Genomic DNA, 20,710 nt, shown 5'->3' with positions numbered 1-20,710 from the left:
CACATTCCGGCCGGAATTACGACGGCGCCGGGTCCCGCCGGCGAGACAGCCTCGCTCAGGCCGCCGCGTTCGCGCGCAGCGACTCGTAATGGGCCAAGCATTCCTCGTAGGTCGGCAGCATTCCCCTGGCCGCCGCCGTATCCAGATTCGGCGCGCCGGCGTCCTTGTCGGACATGATCGGCGTACCGCTCAGTTCCCACGGGATACCGATCGCCGGGTCCAGCGGATTGATTTCGAGCATCGTGCCGGGTACGTACTTCTCCGAGCACAGGTAGTTCACGCAGGCGCTCTCGGTCAGCGCGACGAAGGCGTGGCCGAACCCGTCGGGCAGGTACACCGACACCCCGGTGTCCGCGTCCTGCCTGGTGAGCTCGTACTTTCCGAAGGTCGGCGAGCCGACTCGCAGGTCCACCGCCACGTCCAGGATCGACCCGCTGACACAGGTCACGAGCTTGGCCTGGCCCGGCGGCAGTGCGGTCCCGTGAATTCCGCGAATGGTGTTGCGCGCACTCATCGAAAAATTCGATTGCCGGACCGCGAATGTGTGTCCGGTGATTTCGAAGAGGACACTCGAGCGCACCAGCTCCGCGAAAAATCCGCGCTTGTCGTGATGCAGGGCCGGAACGATGCGGAACGCGTCAGGAATGGACAACTCGGTAATCTTCATCATGAACCCATTCACCGGGGTAATGGTCATCGAATCGGGTGGCACCCACCCCGCCGCGCACCGGCGGAAACGCGATGCACGCCCTCGATCGTCGCGGACCGCCAGGTGAGATCGCAACCCCTGAACCCTTGCCGATGGATCATCGGCGACCGGGAGCGAATCGGCGCGGCCGCCGCGTTCCACGTCCCGCTGGCGAGACCAGCCCACCTCGCCTCGGCCTTTTCCGGCCTGGCTTGGGACTTGCTCATAGATGCGCGAAAGCACCGTCCTGCAAGGAAAACTACGGATCCGACCGCGGTGTCGGGTGGTAAGGCGAAGTCGCCTGGTGTTCCGCAGGCATCGTCGCGCGGTGCCGCGCCTTGATCACGACCGGTAAACCGGCGACCGAGCGGGGAGGATTCCGGACGTCCAACGGCCGGAATCCTCCCCACCCGACCACACCTGCAACCCCGCACAAGCAGGGTTCGCCATCGACTCACCAGCCGACGTAAAAGGTCGCGGCTAACATGGCGGAATCCGGCCAGGATCGACCAGATACGGAGTAGGCAGCGTGACAACGCCATCAGCCCCGGACGAAACCGATCCCGAGGCGGCCTCCGCGGGTGAGAACTGGCAACGGCTGGACCCGCGCACGGTCGCGGTCACCGCGCTGCTGATCACCGGCGCGGCGGCCGGCGCCGCCATTCCCGCCACCATCGCGCTCGCCAAGGACAACGGCGTGCCCACGGCGTTGTCCTTGGTCGTGCCCATCCTCGCGGCGGTCATCCTGTTCAGCCCGCTCGTGGGCTGGGTGCACTGGCGGTCGACGCGTTACCGCGTCGGCGAAGAACTCATCGAGCTGCGTTTCGACCTCGTCATCCGGTCCCGCAGGACACTGCGGCGGGAACGTGTGCGTGCCGTGGATGTCACCGCGAACCCGCTGCACCGCCTGTTCGGGCTGTCGGAGCTCACCGCGGGCACCGGCCAGAGCGGCAAGAACGAAGATCGGGTGAAGCTCGCGCCCCTGCGCCGCGTGGAAGCCGACCGCCTCCGCCGGGTGCTGCTCCGCGAACCCGAGCCGGACGAGGGAACGCGGCGGGATCGCGGGACGCAGCTGGCCGCCTTGGACTGGAGTTGGTTGCGGTTCGCACCGGTCTCCTTCGCGGCGCCTGCCATCGCCGCGGCGGCGTTCGGTGTCGCGTGGAAGGTCACCGACTGGCTGGGCCTGGAGCGGTCGGTGTTCGACTACGTCGGCGGGCTGCTCACCGGTCACCGGTCACCGCTGGTGGTGGCCGTCCTGCTCGCCGCGGGCGCGGTGATCGGGGTGGTCGGCTCGCTGGCCTGGTTCACCGAACAGTGGTGGGGCTATCGGCTGGACCGGGACGGTTCCACGATGCGGGTGCGGCGCGGTCTGCTCACCACACGATCGATCTCCGTGGAGCAGGAGCGCCTGACCGGGGTGGATCTGGCCGAGCCGCTGGGCGGCCGCGCGTTCGGCGCCGCGCGGGTGGACGCGGTGGCCACCGGCATCCGCCGCACCGATGGCGACGAGAAGGTGGCCGGTTATGGCACCCTCCTGCCCGCCGCTCCGCGGACGACGGCGGACCGGGTGTGCGCCGAGGTGTTGCGAACGGACACCAGCCCCACCTCCGTCGAGCTTCGCCCGCATCCGCCCGCCGCCCGCCGCAAGCGGTTGGTCTGGGCCATTTCGGCGGTGCTGCTCCTGTGCGCCGGTACCGGGGTGGCGGGCCTGGTCCTGTCCCCGGTCCTGCGGTACGTCGCGGTGGTCGCGGCCGTGCCCTTCATCGTCGCGGCGGTGCTGCTGGCACTGGACGCGTACCGGAGCCTCGGGCACGGACTCACCCCCGATCATCTCGTCGTGCGGTCGGGCACCTTCACCCGGCACACCGTGGCGCTGCGACGGTCCGGGGTGCTCGGGTGGCGCCTGCGCCAGTCGATGTTCCAGCGCCGGGCCGGGCTGATCTCGGTCACCGCCATCACCGCCGCGGGTTCCGGGGGATACACCGTGCCGGACGCGGATGAAGGCGAGGGGATCATCTTCGCCGCCAGTGCGGTGCCCGGCTTGCTGGACCAGTTCACCGAACCAGTGGCCGAGCCGTCGCGGGAAGCGCGACCGGCCACGGGCTCAGGAACCGAACTTCGCCAGTAGCTCGACCACCTCGGAAAGGCACGGTTGCGCCGCCATCTCCTCGGCGACCTCGGCCGCGGCAGCACGGAACCGGTGGTCGACCAGCAGTTTCCGGCACCCGTCCGCCATCGCCTCTGCGGTGACCTCCTCGGGTACGAGCCGCAGTCCCGCCCCGGCGGCCGCCACCGCGGCCGCGTTCTCCCACTGTTCGTCGATCCGCGGCAGCACAAGCTGCGGACAGCCCGCCATGAGCGCGGTGAGCGAGGTGCCCTGGCCGCCGTGGTGCACGAGCGCGTCACAGCCCGGCAGCGCCTGCGCCAGCGGCAGCCTGCCGACGTACCGCACGGCGTCCGGCAGCGCGGGCCAGCCCTCGGCCAGCGCCGCATCGACCGCGACCACCAGCTCGACCCCGAGCCCGGCGAGTTCTTCCAGCCTCGGCACGAGCGTGCGGCCCGCCTCCTCGGGACCGAACCTCGGCACCAGGGTCCCGAGCGTCACGCAGATCCGCGGCCGGTCCCGTTCGGCCAGCATCCAGCCGGGGACGAACGCGTCGCCGTTGAACGGCACGTGCCGGACGCTTTGCTGGGTGACCGCGTTGGCGAGGCGCAGGCTGGGCGGCCACGGGCTGAGGATCATCTCCGGTTCGGGGAACGCCCCGTCCGGCAGCTCGGTGGCGGCCCCGGCCGAGAGTTCCGCGAGTGCCGCCACTCCCCATCGATATTCCACGTGGGGCAGGTCATTGCGGGCCGCGGCCAGCGGGCCGGCGAACTCGGCGCGCTCACTCACGACCAGGTCCGGCCGCCACGACTCGACCACGGCGCGGACGCCGGGCAGGCTCCGCGCCGCGATCCTGCCGAAGGCGCGGCCGTGGCGTCGCTCGGCGGCCTTCTCGCGATCGAAATGGTCGACGAGGTCGACAAAATCCGGCACCGGACCGCACGAAGCCACCGGCAAGCCGGACCGCAGGGCGTGCGGCACGAACTCGTCCGACGTGACAACGAGTACGTCGTGGCCGAACGAACGGAACGCCCATGCCAGCGGAACCAGTGGAAAGAAGTGACCGGACAGGGCCACCGTGGTGAAGAGCACTCGCACACGTATCTCCTCTCGTCAGGCACCGCGGGGAAATCGCCGGAGTCCGGGAAACCACCGAATAACGGAGCGTCAGTCGGCGCGGCCAAAGAATTCATCACCCGTAAACACGGTTCACTTCATCGACCACACGGAAATTTCACAGTGGCCTTGCCGGTCATCCGGCGACACCTGTTCGACCGGCCGCCGTCCTGTGGTCCGTTCGAACCACGTCCGACCGGCCGATGAAGGCTACCGCGCCGGGATTGTCCCGCCACGCGAGACACACGCCTGCTTAACGACAAATGCGACTCGCCGGTAGCCACGGCGGACAATGGATCGGCTTCCGCGACGCCTGCACCGGTCGCCGATAGGTCCGTTAGGTCCGTTCTTGTCATGATCCAAGGTCGCTGCTAGACTCGCCGTAGCTATAGTAAAGAAAACAGGCATAGCTTTAAGCAAACATCCATGTCTACTGGGGTGATGGGTGATGAATGCTTGAATAGATATACCTGGAAAAGTTTGATTTCATGAATCGGAGCCACAGTCCGGCAAACACCGAATGCCGCGGTGACCGATTGATCGACTGGGGATGAACCGGTAGGCCGCCAGGGAACGGCAGGTCGGCCGGTCGATGGTGTTCGACGCCGTCAGCGGATACCCGGCGGACGCTTGTCCATGGCGGACGGCCCCGCGCCGAAGGTGCCGAACGCGCCGAGAAACAGCTATCTGGGGGATGATCGCATCACACGTCTGCACAACGGCGTCGCTCCGGCATGCCGTCCCGCGACCGCGCCACCCATGGCCGATGCGGAATGTCTGGACCTCTTCCATAATGCGGCTCAACAATGCGGTGACGACAGACGATCGTCGCCGCGTTTTCCATTCACGAGCCGACCGGAATCCATTCCGTTCGACGGCTTGGGCAGCCAAGCTGATCCGCACCGCTCAGGACAGGTCTTTCAAGGATATTGATGGGGGGAACAACAAAATCATGAAGGACAAAGGAGTCGCCGAAAAAGGGCATAGAGTGGCGACAACGCCGTCTATGCCACCCCACCACGACGCCGAAAGCGCGAGACGCATTCTGACCAATCGGTCGGTCACCCGGCGGACCAGCCTCAACCTGCCGTCGAAGATCTCGCTCGACGACTGGCGGCGAATCGGAAGTGAAATCTTCGTCATTTCCGAATCTTCGATCTGGTGGCTGGGCGATTGGCTCATCTACGGCCAGGCGCAGTATCCGGACCTCTACATGCGCGCGATCGAGAAGACCTCGCTCGACTACCAGACCCTGCGCAACTACGCCTGGGTCGCGCGGAGGTACACCCCGGACCGGCGACGGCCGGGACTGAGTTTCCAGCACCACGCCGAGCTCACCAGCCTGCCGGAGAAGGACCAGGACGAGTGGCTCGACCGCGCGGAGCGGTTCAAGTGGTCACGCAACGAACTGCGCAACCGGGTACGAGCCAGCCGCAAGGCGCTCCGGCAGGACACGCGCGAAAACCTGGCGATCATGAACATCGAGCTCAAGGTGCCCACCGACCGCAAGGAACGGTGGCTGGAGGCCGCCTCCTCCACCCAGCAGGACCTGCTCAGCTGGATGGTCAGCATCCTGGACGACGCCGCGGCCGCGGTACAGGAACCGGCCGACGACACCGTCCTCGACTCGACATCGCCCAGTATCTGACCGGAAAGCCCGTCCGGCTCCCTTCCCATGCCCCCATGGGAAGGGAGCCGGACGGGCTTTCCCCGTCAGGGCTCGTCCCGCAGCAGGTTCGCGTCGCGGACGAGCAACGCGATCTGCACCCGGTTGTTCAGCTCCAGCTTCCTGAAGATGCGGGACACATGGGTTTTCACGGTCGCCACGCTCATATGCAGTTCGACACCGATCTCGGCGTTCGACTTACCCTGTCCGATGGCCATGGCCACCCCGTGCTCGCGCTCACTGAGCTTGTCGAGCCGGGCCCGAGCCGGACGGCAGGCGTCGGCGTCGGTGGATACCCGGGCGATGAGATGGCGCAGCACGGCGGGCGGCAGGATGGGCTCACCCGCGGCGACCTTGCGCACGGCGCCGACGATTTCGGCGGGCGGCATGTCCTTGAGCAAAAACCCGGACGCCCCGGCGCGAAGGGCCCGTAACACGTGCTCGTCGGTGTTGAACGTGGTGAGGATGACCACTTCGGGCGCGTCCGGCCTGCCCCTCAGCAGTTCCGTGGCCGCGAGGCCACTCATCTTCGGCATCTGGACATCCATCAGCACGACGTCCGGCGCGTGTTCGTCCACCATGGCCGCCACCTCGCACCCGTCAGCGGCTTCCGCGACGACACACAGATCCTCGGCACCACCCAGCATCAGGCAGAGGCCGGCGCGGACCAGCGGGTCGTCGTCCACGATCAGCAGCCGGATGGGCCCAGCGGGCGAAGCGGTCATGTCGCCCACGGAATCCACGCCCGCAGGCGGAACACACCGGTGCCGGTGGGTCCGTACTCCAGCGTGCCGCCCACCAGCGTGGCTCGTTCGGCCATCCCGATCAGTCCTCTCCCGGTTCCGGGTGCGGCGAGCAGGTCCGGCCCGCCGGCCAGCGGGTTGCGCAGTTCGAGGGTCAACCCCTCCCGTTCGCCACCGTCCACGGTCACCTTCACCGCCAGCCCCGGCGCGTGCTTCCTGGCATTGGTGAGCCCCTCCTGCACTATGCGGTAGGCGTTGCGGCCAGCCGGATCGGGCACCGCCGCGAGATCGGCCACCGAAGTGCGCAACGTGACGGCCATGCCCGCCTGCCTCGACTCCTCGATCAACTGCGGAAGCCGTTCCAGGGTGGCCTGCGGGCGGTTCTCCACCTGATCGCGGTCCTCGCCGTCCCCGGCCGGTGTGCGGAGCAGCCCGATGACCTCCCGCACCTCCTGCAACGCCTGATGGACGCTGTTCCGGATGACCCCGGCCGCGTTGGCGATCTCCGCGCTAGGCGCTTCCGGCCGGTACTCCAGCGCACCCGCGTAGACGCTGAGCAGGGACAGCCGGTGAGCGAGCACGTCGTGCATCTCCCTGGCGATCCGCTCGCGCTCCAGGCGCCGGGCGCGTTCGGCCCGCAGCACGGCCTCCGCCTCCGCCCGTTCCGCCCGGTCCTGGAGCGACAGGATCAGCTGTTTCCGGGACCGGACGAACATTCCCCAGCCGATCACCGTGACGCAGAACAGGCTGCCCAGCAGCACACCGATCCGGAACGGAACGTCGGGATCGGGCCGCAGGGAGAAGTAGACCGGATTGGTGACCAGGCACAGCAGCCCGACCGCGACGCTGACCCGGAAGGAGCAGCGGACCGCGACGGTGAACAAGGTGACCACGAGCGCGCCCTGTACCAGCAGCAAGAACGAGGCGAACGGAACCAAGGCCACCGTGAGGAGCACCGGCCACCGGCGGCGGAACACCAGTGCGGCGCAGGCGGCCACCCCGGTCAGCGTTTCGACCACGATCAGCGTCGGTGGCAACGAGGTGTCGTAAAGCGACAAAGACATCGCCACCCCGTAGCCCGCGGCAAGCAGGAAAGCCGCGGCATCGGCCGGCAATTCCCGCCGATTGTTCACGCTACCCACCTTCCCTCCCGAACGGCCGGCGAAATCCGGAGATCGGCGGTGCCGGCTACGACTTTGGGATGAACCACTCGCGGAAATCGCCGACTTTTGTCGTCCACATTTCGACCTTGGTCCGATTCACACAGCCGATAGCGGCGATTAACTTGGTGACATGAGGAATTCCACGACGTCTTCGGTGGCCGGTTCGCCGCTGTTCGGCGACGAAGAAGTCCACCTCGGATCGCAGCCCTATTTCGACGACACTTTCGCTCGATCCCTGACCGTGCGGGTGGATACCGTCGGCAGACTCACCACCGACATCCTGAACCAGATCCTGGACCCGGCGTTCAAGGTCCTGCCGCGCCAGAAGTGAACACGACCAGCGGGCCGGGGGTCTCCACAGCGGCACCTCGGGGCGCTCTCCCCCAGTAGCGCCCCGAGGTGCCGCCCCCATTCACTCCAGTTCGAACACGACCGTGCCCGCCAGGACGTCGCTGACGCACCTGCCGACACACTTCCAGCCGCTCTCGGCGAAAACCTCGAGCCACTCGTCCGCCGTCGGGATGTACTGGCCCATCAGCGTGTGCGCCACCTCGAACCCGAGCGTGAACACAGGAATCCTGTCGTCGGGCAGGCCAACGGTCCGCACCGTGTCACCCAGCAGGAACCGCCTGACCCCGGGAAACAGCTCGCGAAGCCGGCGCAGTGACGCGATCGCGTTGTCGCGCGGCCACAGGTCGTGGCCCATCATGAAGCAGGTGAGCAGGTCGATGTCGGCGAATTCGGGCCGTGGGCCCACCTTCCGGACATCGGCGGCGAGGAAGGAGATGCGGTCGGCGAACCCGCGCCGGCGGACCTCTTCGGTCGACATCTCGATGGTCGCCTCGGCGATGTCCAGCCCGAGCCCGCGCACCCCGGGATTACGCTCCACGATCTGGATCAACCGCTCACCACTGCCCGAGCCCAGGTCCGCCACCGCGGTGAGCCCGCCCTCCACCCTGGACATCGCCTCCCAGAAGACCGGGTCGAAGAAGGCCGTGTTGGCCGCGCGGCTGGCGTAACTCACCGCCTTGGCGTCCCGCCGGTAGAACCGCCCGACGCGGTGCGCGTTGCGCAGCATCGACGGCATGGTGGTGAGCAGGTCCCCCGACCCCTGGCACAGCCAGTAGAACATCGGCTTGGCCTCGTACACCTCGTCGAACGCCGGTCCGGGCCGGACCTTGCCGTTGTCCCGCACGACGATGCCCACCGAGGCGAGTGCCCGGAACATCGCCATGGTGGACGCGGGATCGAGGTCGCCTTCGGCGGCGAAGGCGTCGACGTCGAGCACCCCGTGGCGCCGCAGTTCGTCCAGCCCGCCCAGCTCCCACGCGGCACCGATCGCGGCGGCCGCCACGGCGGAGTTGAAGATTTCGGCGGCCGAAAGACCGGCTCGGTCAGTGTCTGTAGCGGTACTCAAGGTTCTGCCTCCCAGGCTGTGTTCAGTGGGCACGCGGCCAGAGCGACTGCCGCTTGATCCGCGACGCCGCTTCGGTGATCATCGCGTCCGACTTGTTGAAGGCGACGCGAACGTAGGGCTCGCCGTCACGAGGGTCGTTGAAAAGCACCGTGCTCGGCACCACCAGGACACCGGCGTGATCGAGCATCAGCTTGGCGAAGGCGCGGCAGTCGCCGCTGCCGACCGGACGCACGTCGGCCATGAAGTAGCAGCCGCCCTCCGAACGGCCGCATTCCAGGCCCAGCCCGGAGAAAACCTCGGTCAGCCGGTCACGCGCCCGCTGCAGTTCCCCGGCAGGCTGCCAGGCACCTGGCTCGAGCACCCCCGAATCCAGCACGGCTCGCTGGAGCGGCGCGGCGGTACCGCCGGTGATCGCGATATGGGCCTGACGCAGAACGTGGGTGTGCTGAGGCGCGGCTCGCAGATATCCCATGCGCCAGCCACTGAGCGCATGGCTTTTGGACAGGCTGCCCACCACGATCGCGCGCGGCGCCAGCTCGGGGATGTCCGCGACGGAAAGGTGCTCCCGGCCGTCGAAGACGTAGGTCGCGTAGACCTCGTCGCTGATCACCACCACGTTCCACTTCTCGCACAGCGCGGCGACGAAGTCCAGTTCCGCCCGCGTGAACACCCGGCCGGTCGGGTTGTGCGGTGTGTTGAGAATGACCGCCTTCGTCCGGCTGCCGAACGCGGCCGCGAGCTCGGCCTCGTCGAACCGCCAGTCCGGGCCGCGCAGCGGGACGAACCGCGGGCGTGCGCCTGCCAGCGCGATGGCGCCGAGGAAGTTGTCGTAGTAGGGCTCGAAGACCACCACCTCGTCGCCGGGGTCCACTGTGGACAACAAGGCGACCAGTAACGCCTCGGTGCCCCCGACGGTGACCGTCACCTCGGTGTCCGGATCCGCGGGCGTGGTGAACGAGGCGGCGATCCGGGCCCGCAGTTCGCGGTTGCCTGCCGGGTTCTCGTACTGGTGCACGCCCGACCGCAGTGCCTCACACGCCGCGTCGACCAGCCGGTCCGCCGGCCGCGGTGCCGCCGGGGTGCCGGTGGCCAGGTCCACCGCGTCGCGGGCCCGTCCCCCGCCCAGCAGGGTGACGAGCCCGCCGTCCGGCAGATCGCGCACTCGCCGCGCGTACAACTCCCGGACCGGGCCGGTGCCGTCAGTGCCGTTCTCAGTCATGCGATCCGCCTCCGCGCTGGGTTCGTCTCGATCATGCGAACATCGACTCCGAGCGGACACCGGCGAAGAAGTCGCGACGTCCGTAGAGCAACGGGTTGGCGTGGCTGCTCTCCACATGAGCCACGATGCCGAACACCATCGCGTGGTCGCCGACCTCGATCATCTCCGAGACGCGGCACTCGGCGATTCCGTAGGCGTCCTTGACCAGCCACGGCAGCGCGAGCACCGGCGAGCGTTCCCAGACGACCTGGTCGAACCGGTCGGGCTCGGCCGAGGCGAACAGTTCGGCCGTCCCCTTTCCGCCTTCGTGCAGCAGGTTGACCGCGAAGCCACCGGTTTCCCGCAGCGCCGCCAAGGTCCCGCTCCGAAGGTCGAGGCACACCTGGAGGGTGGGCGGCGACAGGGTCACGCTGATCAGCGAGTTGCACGTCAACCCGTGCGGCCGGCTCTCACCGTCCAGCGCGCTGACGATCGTCACGCCGGTGAAATAGGAACTCATGAACCCGCGGAACGCGGTGGGCACCACGGCGGATTCGGTATCCGTGCTCAGCGGCTCCTCGTCCGGCTCGCCGCCGTTCTTCGCTTCTACCGTGCTGGGTTCCATGTATCCGCTTTCTGGTCCGGAACAACCTGGTTCATGCCATTTCAGTCGTTGATGCTGGCGAGGTATTCGTAGCAGCTGGGCAGTGCCGCGACCATTTCCTGTGCCTCGGCCTTGATCTTCGCGAACTCCGCCAACGCGTTCGACGGATCGAGATGAAGCAACGCCGGCGCCGGCGTCTTCGGCCGATGACCCAAACCCATCGTCATCGCCGTCCACGAATAACTCTCAAACCCATGATAATGAGGATAAATAGTCTCCTCATCAAGCAACCGGCTCTGCGCCAGCTCCATCCGCTCCAGCAACTCACCCGGAGCCGACCGGATCTTCGCCTCCTTCCAATACGGCGTGTCATCCCGCCCCGCCGCCTTGTAATGCAACACCAAAAACTCCTTCACCCCATCCACCGCACGCGCGATCCGATCGTTATAAGCCGCCACCACCACCGGATCGAACCCCGCACCAGGAAAATGCTTCACCAACTGCTCGACAGCATGCTGAATGAAAAAGATCCCCGTCGACTCCAACGGCTCCACAAACGCACTCGACAACCCCACCGCAACACAATTACCCACCCACGACCGCGCATGCCGACCAATCCGCATCCGGATATGATTCGCCTCCAGATCGTCCTGACCGGGAGCCACCGTCTCCCGCAACTCCCGCTCCGCCTCCTCCGGCGAAACAAACGCATCCGAATACACATAACCATGACCATTACGACGGAACAACGGAATCGTCCACATCCACCCCGCACTCGACGCCCGCGCCGTCGTATACGGATCCATCTCCCGAACATCATCCCGCGGCACCCGCAACGCCACCGCCCGATTATTCGGCAACACATCCTCAAAAGACTCGAACCGCTCCCCCAACGCCTGACCGATCAACAACGACCGGAACCCCGTGCAATCAACATACAAATCACCCGTGACCACACCATGCCCAGCCGTCCGCACCCCACCGATCCAGCCACGCTCGTCCCGCAACACCTCATCCACCGTATCCACCACATGACGCACACCCCGCGCCACCGCATACTCACACAAAAACTCCGCCACCCGATCCGCATCAAAATGATACGCATACGGAAACTGCTCCCGCTGCTCCGCCAACGTCGAACGCCCCAACCCCCCATCCAACCCCGACGCGAACAACGAACCATCCAACCGCCGCGGCGACCGCTTCGCCTCACTCAACGCCGTCGTCAAAAACACCTGACGATCCATCGGCACACCACGATCACCCACCGCCAGCCACCAATCAGCCAACGAAAACCCATCCACCACCCGCAACCGCTCAAACGGATGATAAAAATACTCACCCCCACCCTGCCAATTCTCAAAACGAATCCCCAACTTGTAACCACCCGCACACCGAGGCAACCACTCCGCCTCATCAACCCCCAAATAATCAAAAAAATGCCGAACCGTACTGAACGTCGCCTCCCCCACCCCAATCCGCGACACCCCAGCCGACTCCACCAACGTCACCCCGACACGACCCCCAAACGCCGCCTTCAAATAAGACGCCGTCATCCACCCAGCAGTACCCCCACCCACAACAACAACCGAACCAACCACCACAAAACTCCCTCAAATCTCGATGGGAAACGGAATACGGGCGAGCGCGCGACCTGGTCGACGCGGACCGGCGGCCGATGTCCGGCCCGCCCGTTGGAAAAGGGCTCGCTCGCGAGTGTGCATCGCCGACGTCGGGAAGCCAAGCGCCAGTGGAAATCCGGCGATATCCGACCATTTTCGCGGACAATGCCGTCGTCCCGCTAGCGGGACAGGAACTCTGGAGCCCGCCACTTTTGCCGTAGGCTTGGCGCACTGGCCACCCCTGTCTTTTTCCGCCGGTGCCAGATCGCTCATCGCGGAGGCGCAAATCATGACCTTGATCGAAAGAGACGCGCGGCTTCGATTCCGCCCCGGCGAAACGGCGGCTCACGGAGGATCCTCGCCCCCGGTGTCCGGGGTCAGTGCCGACCTCAGCGGCGATGTGCCCGCGGCCCCGTTTGCCCCGGTACGGCTCATCGACGCGGTGTGCGGCGCACTGCGGGCCCGGGTCGACCCGGGCACCGATCCCGCCGGCGACTACGGGCTGCGACGGCTGCTGGCCCGATCCTTCGCCACTCCCGCGCACCCGGAACTCGAGCTCACCGTGACCGCGGGCGGAACAGCCGCCCTTCACGCCCTGCTGCTCTCCTGTACCGAGCCTGGTGACGAAGTCGTTGTGGTCGAGCCATTCCGGCAGCACACCGTGGCGCTGCTGGAGGGGACCGGGCTGCGACCCAAGTTCGTCCGGCTGACTCCGCCCGACTGGCGGATCGTGGCGGCCGACCTGTCCGCGGCCTTCGGCACGCGGACCCGCGCCGTCCTGCTCAGCACGCCCCACGAACCGACCGGCCGGGTTTTCGACCGTGCCGAACTGGCCGCCGTCGGCGAACTGTGCTCGCACTGGAACGTGCCGCTGATCAGCGATGAATCCCTTGCCCCATATGTGTTCGACGGAGCCGAGCATCTCTCCGCCGCCGATGTCACCGACCGCGCGGTGGTGCTCGGCGATCTTTCCGCGGCACTGGGCATTTACGACTGGCCGCTCGGCTACGTGCGCGCGAACCCCGGCCACACCAGTGCCTTCCGCGTGGTGCACGACACCGTCGCCACCAAGGCACCGGCGGCACTCCAGCGAGCCGTGGTTAACTCGCAGATCCTCGAATCCGGCAGATGGAACCCGGTCCCGGGCTTCCAGGAAGCCAGGGACCGGCTGATGCGGACCTTCGGCGGCCTCGGCCTGCACTGCTTCCGGCCGGCGGGCGGGCGTTCACTGCTGGCCGACATCACGCCCGTGACCGGTGAGCGCGGCCCCGCCTACCGCGATCGTGTGCTCGGCCGGACCGGTGTGCTGCTCTCACCGGCGACGAAGTTCTTCTCCACCGGAGGGGACCGTTATGTACGCGTCGCCCTCGACGTCCCGGCACACGTCGTCCATGAGGCCACGCGCCGCATCGCCAAAGCCGGCGACTGGACCGAGGCGAGATAGGGAGGAGCATCACCGGACGTCTGGCCAACAGGTGGTATGCCGTCCCTTTCCTCAGCCTTGACCGGTCTCCACCGCGATGGCTGCGGCCGCGCGGGCAACGGCTTCCTCCCACCGGACCTCCGGCCGCCACCCGCTGACTTCGCGGAAGGCCGTGGGGTCGAGTGTGAAATCCAGGAAGTCGGTGGGACTGGAGTGCTCGGGCGGATTCACCGTGACGATCGGCACCGTTGGCGCGGCGGTGACCTCGGCGACGGCCTCGGCGATCCGGGCGAACAACTCGCCGATGCCGGTCGCCCGTCCCGTGCCGACCAGCCAGTGCCGTCCGGCCAGCCGGTCCGCGTGGTCGATCGCGGCGACGAACGCCTTGGCCACGTCGTCACTGCAGACCAGATCCCTGGTCACGGTGCCGTCGTGCCACATGGTGAGCTCGCGGCCTGCCAGCGCACGCCGGATCATCACCGACACCAGACCCTTGTCGAGTGTGGTGGAATCGGTGCCCTGCGAGAACAAAGTGGCCAGGCGCAGGGTGATGCCGCGGAGCACCCCTTCGGCCGTGGCCGCCTTGATGGCCAGCTCGGCGTCCATCTTCTGCCGGTCGTAGGTGGTCAGCGGCTCGTCCGGCGACGACTCGGTGATCCGCTCGCTGACCATTTTTCCGCTCTGTGACATCGATCCGGCGAAAACCATGATCGGCGGCTGGCCGGTCCGCCGTCTGGCCCGCAGCGCGTCGATCACCTCGTGGACGAGGCCGAGGTTGACCCGCTCCGCGAACTCGTTGTTGGACGAGACCCGCCAGGTGGCCGAGCCCGCGATATGGGCCACCAGGTGCAGCACCACGTCCGCCCCCGCCACCGCTTCGGCCACCGCGCCCGGTTCGGTGAGATCCAGCCGTCGGACCTCGACCTCGGCGCGATGCCCCGCCGGTACCGCGGTGGCCCGGCGCCCAACCAGCCGAAGCCGCACGTTCCGGCTCGACAGTTCCCTTGCCACGGCCGTTCCCAGCAGGCCGGACGCGCCGAGCACGGTGACCAGGGGCTTCGCCTGACTGTTTGTCACGGGTTCTCCTTGTCCTGTCGAGGGGTGAGACAAAGACGGCGTGTCCGAATCCCGGCCGCGGCCCGCGTCGCGTCCGCTCACTGACCGGCGTGCGCCGCCGGTGCCGCGCTGTTCGACCGGGCGTAGTCCCAGCGCATCCGGCCGACGGCCTCCGGCAGCTCCGCCAGTTCCCGCAGATCCTCGGTGCTGAGCTTCAGGTCCGCGGCCGCCACGTTCTGCTCCAGCCAGCGCAACCGCCGGGTGGCGGGAATCGGCACGACCAGATCGCTCTGCGCCAGGATCCAGGCGATGGCGACCTGGGCGGCGGTGCAGTCCAGCCGATCGGCCACGCGGCGCAAACCGTCCACAATGGCCTGATTCGTCGCGAAGGCCTGCGCGGTGAACCGGGGGTCACGGTTTCGCGCGTCCTCACCGCACAGGTCGGAATGAGCCACCTGGCCGGTGAGGAAACCGCGTCCGAGCGGTGAGAAGGCGAGAAAGGGCGTGTCCGTGCGTTTGCACCACCCCAGCACGTCGTCCTTGGCGTACGGGGCCCAGATGGACAGTTCGTACTGCACCGCCGTGATCGGGAACAGCGCGTGCACCCGGTCCAGTTCCTCGACGCTGGCATGGGAAATGCCCAGCCCCCTGACCTTGCCCGCGTGCACGAGCTCCGCCATCGCGCCCCAGGTCTCCTCCAGCGGCACCTCGGGATCCACTCGGTGCAACTGATAGAGGTCGATGACGTCGGTCTGCAGTCGGGACAGCGAATTCTCGCAGGCCGCCCGGATGTGCCGGGGATGGCCGTTGCGCGCCAGCTTGCCGTCCGGCTGCGCCACCAGGCCGACCTTGGTGGCGATGGTCGCCTTGTCCCGCCGTCGTTTCAACCCGCGGCCCAGCAGCCGCTCGTTGGTGTAGGGACCGTAGATGTCCGCGGTGTCGAACAGCGAGACACCGAGCTCGATCGCCCGGTGGATCACGCGGATCGCCTCGGCCTGTTCGTCGGCGGAGGGGAGCCGACCATGCGACATCGACGTACAGCCAAACCCAATCCTGCTCAATCTCAGATATTCGCCTGTCATTTTCTGCCGCATGTTTTTCCATCCTGACCTTGACTGCTCAGGCGGGCATATGTGCACAGGTGAAACGCGCTACGGAAATTTCCGCGCCAACGTCGAAAAGATGATTTCGCCGGACTCGCGCTCCACGACTGGAATATGAGGAAGACTAACATGGTGGCCTCGGCGGCCACCACGAATCGAACCAGCGCACCGGTACGTCCCGCCGGCGGGACGTATCGCCTGCCGGGCCCCCATCGAACGCGGAGCGAGCATGCGCATCCTTTTCACCACCTACTCGGAGAAAACCCATTTCCAGGCGATGGTTCCGCTCGCCTGGGCACTGATCGGCGCGGGCCACGAGGTGCGGGTCGCCAGCCAACCCGCGCTCACCGAGGTGATCACCGGCAGCGGCCTGACCGCGGTGCCGGTCGGGCGGGACCACAACCTGTGGAAGATCGCCGACCGCTTCCTCAATCCCCGGGTGGCCAAGGCGAACCCGGAGCTGTACCGCCAGGTTCGCGCCGTCGACCTGCCCCCGTTCGACACCGCCGACGACCCGGTGGAGGACGTCTCGTGGGACCACCTGCGGTCCGGATACGAGACCGTGGTCCGCCGGTGGTACCGGGTCATCAACGACACCATGATCGACGACGTGGTCGGCTTCGCCCGCCAGTGGCGGCCGGACCTGGTGATCTGGGAGCAAGCCACCTACGCCGGTCCGATCGCGGCCAAGGCGATCGGCGTACCGCACGTGCGGATGCCTTGGTGCGTCGACATTTTCGGCAAGACCAGGCAGCATTTCCGGACCTTGGCCGCGCGGCAGCCCGCGGACCGGCGCACCGACCCGCTCGGCGACTGGCTCGCCGCCGCGGCCGCCGGACACGGGGCGGAGTTCTCCGAGGACATGGTCACCGGGAACGTCACCATCGACCAATACCCGACCCCGCTGCAACTCAAGGCCGACATCGACTACCTGCCGATGCGCTACGTTCCCTACAATGGGGTTTCGGTAATACCCGACTGGCTACGGGAACCACCGGAAAAGCCACGGGTATGTTTCACGCTCGGCATTTCTGCGGTCAACCGGTTCGGCGGTTATCCCGTCTCCGCCGGTGACCTGCTCCGCGGGCTGGCCGATTTGGACATCGAAATCGTGGCGACGGTATCGGAAAAGGTCCAGCAGGAGGTCGGCCCGCTGCCGGGCAACGTTCGCATGGCGTCCTTCGTCCCGCTCAACGCGCTGATGCCGACCTGCGTGGCGTCGGTCAACCACGGCGCGTTCGGCACTTTCAACACCACGGCGCTGGCCGGCGTGCCGCAGCTGACCATCACCGAGCAACACGACAACCCGCCGGTCTGCAACCGCCTCGCCGACTACGGTGCCGGACTCACCGAGTACTACACCGACGTGACCGAGGCCAAGGTCCACGACCACGTGGCCCGCCTGCTTGCCGAGCCCGGTTTCCGTGCCGCCGCGGCGAAACTGCGCGACGAGATGCTCGTCATGCCCAGCCCGGCGAAGGTCGTCGCCCAGTTGGAAGACCTCGTCCACCGTTCCGGGAGCTGACCTTGCGCGTTCTGTTCACCACCTACTCCGACCGCAGCCTGTTGCTGTCGATGGTTCCGCTGGCCTGGGCCCTGCGCGCCGCGGGGCACGAAGTACGGGTCGCCAGCACGCCGAACCTGACCGACGTGATCACCGGCGCCGGGCTGACCGCCGTACCGGTCGGCCGGGACGACGGGTTCTCCCGGATGCTCCGGCCGCAACCGGCCTCGCTGCTCACCGGCCTCCTGCCGCCGTACGACGTGGCCGCCTTCCCGGAACGCGCCGACGCGGAGTACTTGCGCGGCGGGTACGAATCGGTGGTGCGCTGGTGGCACAAGATGGCCAATTTCCCGATGGTCCCGGATCTGGTGGCCTTCGCCCGGCAGTGGCGGCCGGACCTGGTGCTGTGGGAGCCGAACACGTTCGCCGGTCCGCTCGCGGCCGAGGCCTGCGGTGCCGCACACGGCCGCCTGCTGTGGAGCGTCGACGTTTTCGGCGAGACCAGGGCCCACTTTCTGCGGCTCGCCGGGTCCGGCGGCCCCGACCCGCTCGGTGACTGGCTGGCGGCCTACGCCGAGCGGTACGGCTTCGCCTTCAGCGAGGAACTGGTCACCGGGCAGTTCACCGTCGACCAGCTGCCGGACTCGATCCGGATGGCGGCGCCGGGCCTGCGTTACCTGCCGATGCAGTACGTGCCCTACGGAGGCCGCGCCGTGGTACCGGACTGGCTGCGGACGCCGCCGTCGCGGCCCCGGGTGGCCATCACGCTCGGCATCACCAACATCGCCCGGTTCGGCAGCTACAACATCGAGGTGCAGACGATTCTCGACGCCGTCGCCGGGCTGGACGTCGAAGTGGTCATCACGCTGGCCGAATCGGCACAGGCCGGACTCGCCAACGTCCCGCCGAACGTCCGGGTGGTGCCGTACGTGCCGCTGCAGGCGCTGGCACCCACCTGCTCGGCGGTCATCCACCACGGCGGGCCCGGCACCCTGCTCACCACCGCGCGGCACGCGGTGCCGCAACTGGTGCTGCCGTGGGAGTTCGACGCCCCGGAACTGGCACGCCGGTTCACCCTCGGCGGCGCCGGCCTCGCCATGGAGCCGAGCACGATCGACGGGCCCGCCGTCCGGGACCACCTGCTGCGCCTGCTCGACGAGCCGGGCTTCGCCGAGTCGGCCGTCCGGCTGCGCCAGGAGATCCGGCGCGCTCCCTCGCCACTCGAACTGACCGGCGCCCTGGAGTCACTGGCCTCCGTCGGGGCGAGCTGAGCGCACGTGCCGATCAGCCAGGCCGCTGCGCCACCCAGACACCACGGGTGAAGCACGGACGCGCGACGAACTCCGCGGTACATCCTGCGGCGGCGAAGGCCGCTTCGTACTGGGCGTCGGTGAAAAGTGACATGTCGACCGTTTCGGTGAAATGCCGGATGCCACGCTCGGCGGCCGCGTCGGCGACGTGTACGGTCATCCGCATCCGGTCAGGAGCGGTCCGCACCGAATGCGAGATCCGGTGCACGACCCGGCCGTCGTGCTTCATCACGTCGCTGGCGATATAGCCGGCACGGAATTCTTCGGGAGTGAACCACGGTTCGATGACCAATACCCCGCCGGGTTCCAGATGGTTCACCATGGATTTCACAGCCTGTTCGAGTTCCGTCGCCGATTCCAGGTGCGGAATGGCGAACATGCACGTTATCGCGTGGAATCGGGCCGTGAGGTCGAGGCTGCGCATGTCGCCCTGGGACAGGCGTATTCCCGGAATAATCTCCTTGGTCACCGCGAGCATGTCCGCGGACAGGTCGACGCCTTCCACTCGCTCGAAGCAGTCCACCAGGTGTCGCAGATGCAAGCCGGTTCCGCAGGCCACATCCAGCAGCGAGTCCGCCGCCGGGGCGCGCGCCAGAATCAAGCTGCGAACCTCGGCGGATTCACTTTCGTAATCCTTGCCCCGGTTACGCATCATCAGGTCATAGACCTCGACGTAGTCCCGTTCGTACACAATCAATTCCCTGGTTCTCGTTTGGTCACGATCTGATACCGTGACTCCGTAGCCGACTGAAGGGGAAGGAATCGCAATGGCGAAAGGCTCGGGGCAGAGCAATAAGAAGACCCACGAGGTGGTGCAGACCGTCGCCGTACTGGCCGCGATCCCGCTCGGGGTGATCCCGCTCGTGCAATACCTCGCCAGCGACGACCACGGGGGCCTGTTCACCACTGTCTTCGGCAAGCAGACGGGCACCATGGCCGTGCTGCTTCCCGCGCTGGTCATCGTGGCGGCCTTGGTGGTCGTCGGGGTGGTCGAGCTGTCCAAGAAGAAGCGGTAGGGACCCGCGCCGAGCTCCGTGGATCCGCCGGTCCCCACCTGGTCCACGGAGCCGTTTACCGGCCAAGGCACCACTCGAGCGCCGCCATCGCGCTGTGCAGTTTGTGCTGGGCCTGATCGAAAGCCAGGCTGACCGCCCCGTCCAGCACGTCAGCGGTGACCTCCTCACCCCGGTGGGCTGGCAGGTCGTGCATGAACCGGGCATCCGGGTACCTCGCCATCACCGGGGCGTCGACGCGGAACGGCTCGAAGTCCTGGCGCCAGTTCGGATCCGGCTTGCTGGTCCCGGTGGTCTGCCAGCGCGTGGTGTACACGACGTCCACCGAAGCGGGCAGCGATTCCATGTCGTGGTGTTCGGCGACCGTGCTGCCGTGCGCGGCCGCCAGCGCACGTGCGTCGGCGAGCACCTCCGCGGACAGTCCGTACCCCTTCGGTGTGCGGAATTCCAGTTCCACCCCGGGGAACCGGGGCAGCGCCAGCGCCAGCGCGGCGGCGGTGTTGTTCCCCTCGCCGACGTAGAGCAGTTTCAGCCCGGCGATCCGGCCGAACCACGTCCGCAGCGTGACCAGGTCGGCCAGCGCCTGGGTGGGGTGCTCGTCCTCGCTCATCGCGTTGACCACCGTGGGGCAGTGTTCGGCGAACGTGCGCATCTCCGAGACCGGGCCGGCGGTCCGGATGACGAGGCCGTCGAGCATTCCGCCGAGCACCCGCGCGGTGTCCTCCAGCGACTCGCCGGTGTTGAGCTGCAGATCGCCGGGACCGTAGGCCACCACCTTGGCACCGAGCCGCAGCGCACCGGTGGTGAACGCGGTACGCGTGCGGGTGGAGGTCTTGCTGAAGTAGACGCCGATTACCTTGCCTCGCAAGGATTCTCCCCAGAAAGATCGATCACTGGCGAGCTGCGCGCCGCGCCGGACGATCCACTCGATATCGGCATCGGTCAGATCACGCAACGAGATGACGTGTCCGGACATGTCG

At 67.4% G+C, this 20,710-nt stretch carries 19 protein-coding genes; 7 read left to right on the top strand and 12 right to left on the bottom strand.

Annotation, left to right across the window (positions count from 1 at the left end; translation table 11 throughout):
* Positions 1–55: 55 nt before the first annotated feature.
* A complete protein-coding gene (locus ACZ7KI_RS12965) occupies positions 56–931 on the bottom strand; it encodes a dTDP-4-dehydrorhamnose 3,5-epimerase family protein (protein ID WP_470273331.1) in 876 nt (291 codons plus the stop codon).
* A 286-nt stretch (positions 932–1,217) separates the two neighbouring features.
* Between ACZ7KI_RS12965 and ACZ7KI_RS12960 the strand changes: the two genes are divergently transcribed.
* On the top strand, positions 1,218–2,816 hold the full coding sequence (locus ACZ7KI_RS12960; RefSeq protein ID WP_470273330.1) for a PH domain-containing protein: 1,599 nt from the start codon (positions 1,218–1,220) through the stop codon (positions 2,814–2,816).
* Here ACZ7KI_RS12960 and ACZ7KI_RS12955 read toward each other — a convergent pair.
* Positions 2,793–3,890, bottom strand: coding sequence for a nucleotide disphospho-sugar-binding domain-containing protein (locus ACZ7KI_RS12955; RefSeq protein ID WP_470273329.1), 1,098 nt, complete (start codon positions 3,888–3,890; stop codon positions 2,793–2,795). The two genes, ACZ7KI_RS12960 and ACZ7KI_RS12955, sit on opposite strands and share 24 nt — an antisense overlap.
* A 1,024-nt stretch (positions 3,891–4,914) precedes the next feature.
* Between ACZ7KI_RS12955 and ACZ7KI_RS12950 the strand changes: the two genes are divergently transcribed.
* Positions 4,915–5,556: an LmbU family transcriptional regulator gene (locus ACZ7KI_RS12950; RefSeq protein ID WP_470273328.1), complete on the top strand. Its 642-nt coding sequence runs from the start codon at positions 4,915–4,917 to the stop codon at positions 5,554–5,556.
* A 65-nt stretch (positions 5,557–5,621) separates the two neighbouring features.
* On the opposite strand, the gene ACZ7KI_RS12945 is transcribed toward ACZ7KI_RS12950, so the two are convergent.
* Positions 5,622–6,299 carry a response regulator gene (locus ACZ7KI_RS12945; protein WP_470273327.1) on the bottom strand — a complete coding sequence of 226 codons (678 nt, stop codon included), beginning with the start codon at positions 6,297–6,299 and terminating at the stop codon, positions 5,622–5,624.
* Positions 6,296–7,450: a sensor histidine kinase gene (locus tag ACZ7KI_RS12940; RefSeq protein ID WP_470273326.1), complete on the bottom strand. Its 1,155-nt coding sequence runs from the start codon at positions 7,448–7,450 to the stop codon at positions 6,296–6,298. The genes ACZ7KI_RS12945 and ACZ7KI_RS12940 overlap by 4 nt, the downstream gene beginning before the upstream one ends.
* Before the next feature lie 160 nt (positions 7,451–7,610).
* On the opposite strand from ACZ7KI_RS12940, the gene ACZ7KI_RS12935 reads away from it, so the two are divergent.
* Entirely contained in the window at positions 7,611–7,811 is a 201-nt protein-coding gene (locus ACZ7KI_RS12935; protein ID WP_470273325.1) for a hypothetical protein, read from the top strand.
* 81 nt (positions 7,812–7,892) lie between these two features.
* Here the strand turns inward: ACZ7KI_RS12935 and ACZ7KI_RS12930 are convergent, their stop codons facing one another.
* From ACZ7KI_RS12930 to ACZ7KI_RS12915, 4 genes are read right to left on the bottom strand one after another with little or no spacing between them, the layout of a single operon-like run.
* A complete protein-coding gene (locus ACZ7KI_RS12930; RefSeq protein ID WP_470273324.1) occupies positions 7,893–8,897 on the bottom strand; it encodes a methyltransferase domain-containing protein in 1,005 nt (334 codons plus the stop codon).
* A 22-nt stretch (positions 8,898–8,919) separates the two neighbouring features.
* Positions 8,920–10,116 (bottom strand): pyridoxal phosphate-dependent aminotransferase, encoded by a 1,197-nt coding sequence (locus ACZ7KI_RS12925; RefSeq protein WP_470273323.1) that lies wholly within the window; start codon positions 10,114–10,116, stop codon positions 8,920–8,922.
* A gap of 31 nt (positions 10,117–10,147) precedes the next feature.
* Entirely contained in the window at positions 10,148–10,720 is a 573-nt protein-coding gene (locus ACZ7KI_RS12920) for a flavin reductase family protein (protein WP_470273322.1), read from the bottom strand.
* Positions 10,721–10,761: 41 nt separating this feature from the next.
* Positions 10,762–12,279, bottom strand: a complete 1,518-nt coding sequence (locus tag ACZ7KI_RS12915) for a tryptophan halogenase family protein (RefSeq protein ID WP_470273437.1) — start codon at positions 12,277–12,279, stop codon at positions 10,762–10,764.
* A gap of 409 nt (positions 12,280–12,688) precedes the next feature.
* Here ACZ7KI_RS12915 and ACZ7KI_RS12910 point away from each other — a divergent pair, with 409 nt between their 5' ends.
* Positions 12,689–13,765 carry a pyridoxal phosphate-dependent aminotransferase gene (locus ACZ7KI_RS12910; RefSeq protein ID WP_470273321.1) on the top strand — a complete coding sequence of 359 codons (1,077 nt, stop codon included), beginning with the start codon at positions 12,689–12,691 and terminating at the stop codon, positions 13,763–13,765.
* Between the two features lie 51 nt (positions 13,766–13,816).
* Here ACZ7KI_RS12910 and ACZ7KI_RS12905 read toward each other — a convergent pair whose 3' ends face one another.
* Both ACZ7KI_RS12905 and ACZ7KI_RS12900 read right to left on the bottom strand, forming a co-directional pair.
* Complete coding sequence (locus tag ACZ7KI_RS12905) at positions 13,817–14,821, bottom strand: NAD-dependent epimerase/dehydratase family protein (RefSeq protein WP_470273320.1); 1,005 nt, start codon at positions 14,819–14,821, stop codon at positions 13,817–13,819.
* A gap of 77 nt (positions 14,822–14,898) precedes the next feature.
* Positions 14,899–15,882: an aldo/keto reductase gene (locus ACZ7KI_RS12900; protein WP_470273436.1), complete on the bottom strand. Its 984-nt coding sequence runs from the start codon at positions 15,880–15,882 to the stop codon at positions 14,899–14,901.
* Between the two features lie 250 nt (positions 15,883–16,132).
* On the opposite strand from ACZ7KI_RS12900, the gene ACZ7KI_RS12895 reads away from it, so the two are divergent.
* Together ACZ7KI_RS12895 and ACZ7KI_RS12890 are read left to right on the top strand one after the other, a co-directional pair.
* Positions 16,133–17,428, top strand: coding sequence for an activator-dependent family glycosyltransferase (locus tag ACZ7KI_RS12895; RefSeq protein ID WP_470273319.1), 1,296 nt, complete (start codon positions 16,133–16,135; stop codon positions 17,426–17,428).
* Positions 17,429–17,430: 2 nt separating this feature from the next.
* Entirely contained in the window at positions 17,431–18,678 is a 1,248-nt protein-coding gene (locus ACZ7KI_RS12890) for an activator-dependent family glycosyltransferase (RefSeq protein WP_470273318.1), read from the top strand.
* A gap of 13 nt (positions 18,679–18,691) precedes the next feature.
* On the opposite strand, the gene ACZ7KI_RS12885 is transcribed toward ACZ7KI_RS12890, so the two are convergent.
* Complete coding sequence (locus ACZ7KI_RS12885; RefSeq protein WP_470273317.1) at positions 18,692–19,408, bottom strand: class I SAM-dependent DNA methyltransferase; 717 nt, start codon at positions 19,406–19,408, stop codon at positions 18,692–18,694.
* A 76-nt stretch (positions 19,409–19,484) separates the two neighbouring features.
* Here ACZ7KI_RS12885 and ACZ7KI_RS12880 point away from each other — a divergent pair, with 76 nt between their 5' ends.
* Entirely contained in the window at positions 19,485–19,733 is a 249-nt protein-coding gene (locus ACZ7KI_RS12880; protein WP_470273316.1) for a hypothetical protein, read from the top strand.
* Positions 19,734–19,788: 55 nt separating this feature from the next.
* Here ACZ7KI_RS12880 and ACZ7KI_RS12875 read toward each other — a convergent pair whose 3' ends face one another.
* The gene (locus tag ACZ7KI_RS12875; protein WP_470273315.1) at positions 19,789–20,706 is read right to left on the bottom strand and encodes an ornithine carbamoyltransferase; all 918 of its coding nucleotides are present in this window, start codon (positions 20,704–20,706) and stop codon (positions 19,789–19,791) included.
* Between the last annotated feature and the right edge of the window lie 4 nt (positions 20,707–20,710).

The organism is Amycolatopsis sp. NPDC039088 (genome assembly GCF_055598845.1).
The sequence above is the reverse complement of the archived record's forward strand: the minus strand, read 5'-3'. Positions and strand labels throughout refer to the sequence as shown.

Coding starts and splice junctions, on each gene's coding strand:
- ACZ7KI_RS12950 (WP_470273328.1), top strand. CDS start 4,915: ATGCCACCCCACCACGACGCCGAAAGCGCGAGACGCATTCTGACCAAT.
- ACZ7KI_RS12945 (WP_470273327.1), bottom strand. CDS start 6,299: ATGACCGCTTCGCCCGCTGGGCCCATCCGGCTGCTGATCGTGGACGAC.
- ACZ7KI_RS12935 (WP_470273325.1), top strand. CDS start 7,611: ATGAGGAATTCCACGACGTCTTCGGTGGCCGGTTCGCCGCTGTTCGGC.
- ACZ7KI_RS12925 (WP_470273323.1), bottom strand. CDS start 10,116: ATGACTGAGAACGGCACTGACGGCACCGGCCCGGTCCGGGAGTTGTAC.
- ACZ7KI_RS12920 (WP_470273322.1), bottom strand. CDS start 10,720: ATGGAACCCAGCACGGTAGAAGCGAAGAACGGCGGCGAGCCGGACGAG.
- ACZ7KI_RS12900 (WP_470273436.1), bottom strand. CDS start 15,882: ATGACAGGCGAATATCTGAGATTGAGCAGGATTGGGTTTGGCTGTACG.
- ACZ7KI_RS12895 (WP_470273319.1), top strand. CDS start 16,133: ATGCGCATCCTTTTCACCACCTACTCGGAGAAAACCCATTTCCAGGCG.
- ACZ7KI_RS12880 (WP_470273316.1), top strand. CDS start 19,485: ATGGCGAAAGGCTCGGGGCAGAGCAATAAGAAGACCCACGAGGTGGTG.
- ACZ7KI_RS12875 (WP_470273315.1), bottom strand. CDS start 20,706: ATGTCCGGACACGTCATCTCGTTGCGTGATCTGACCGATGCCGATATC.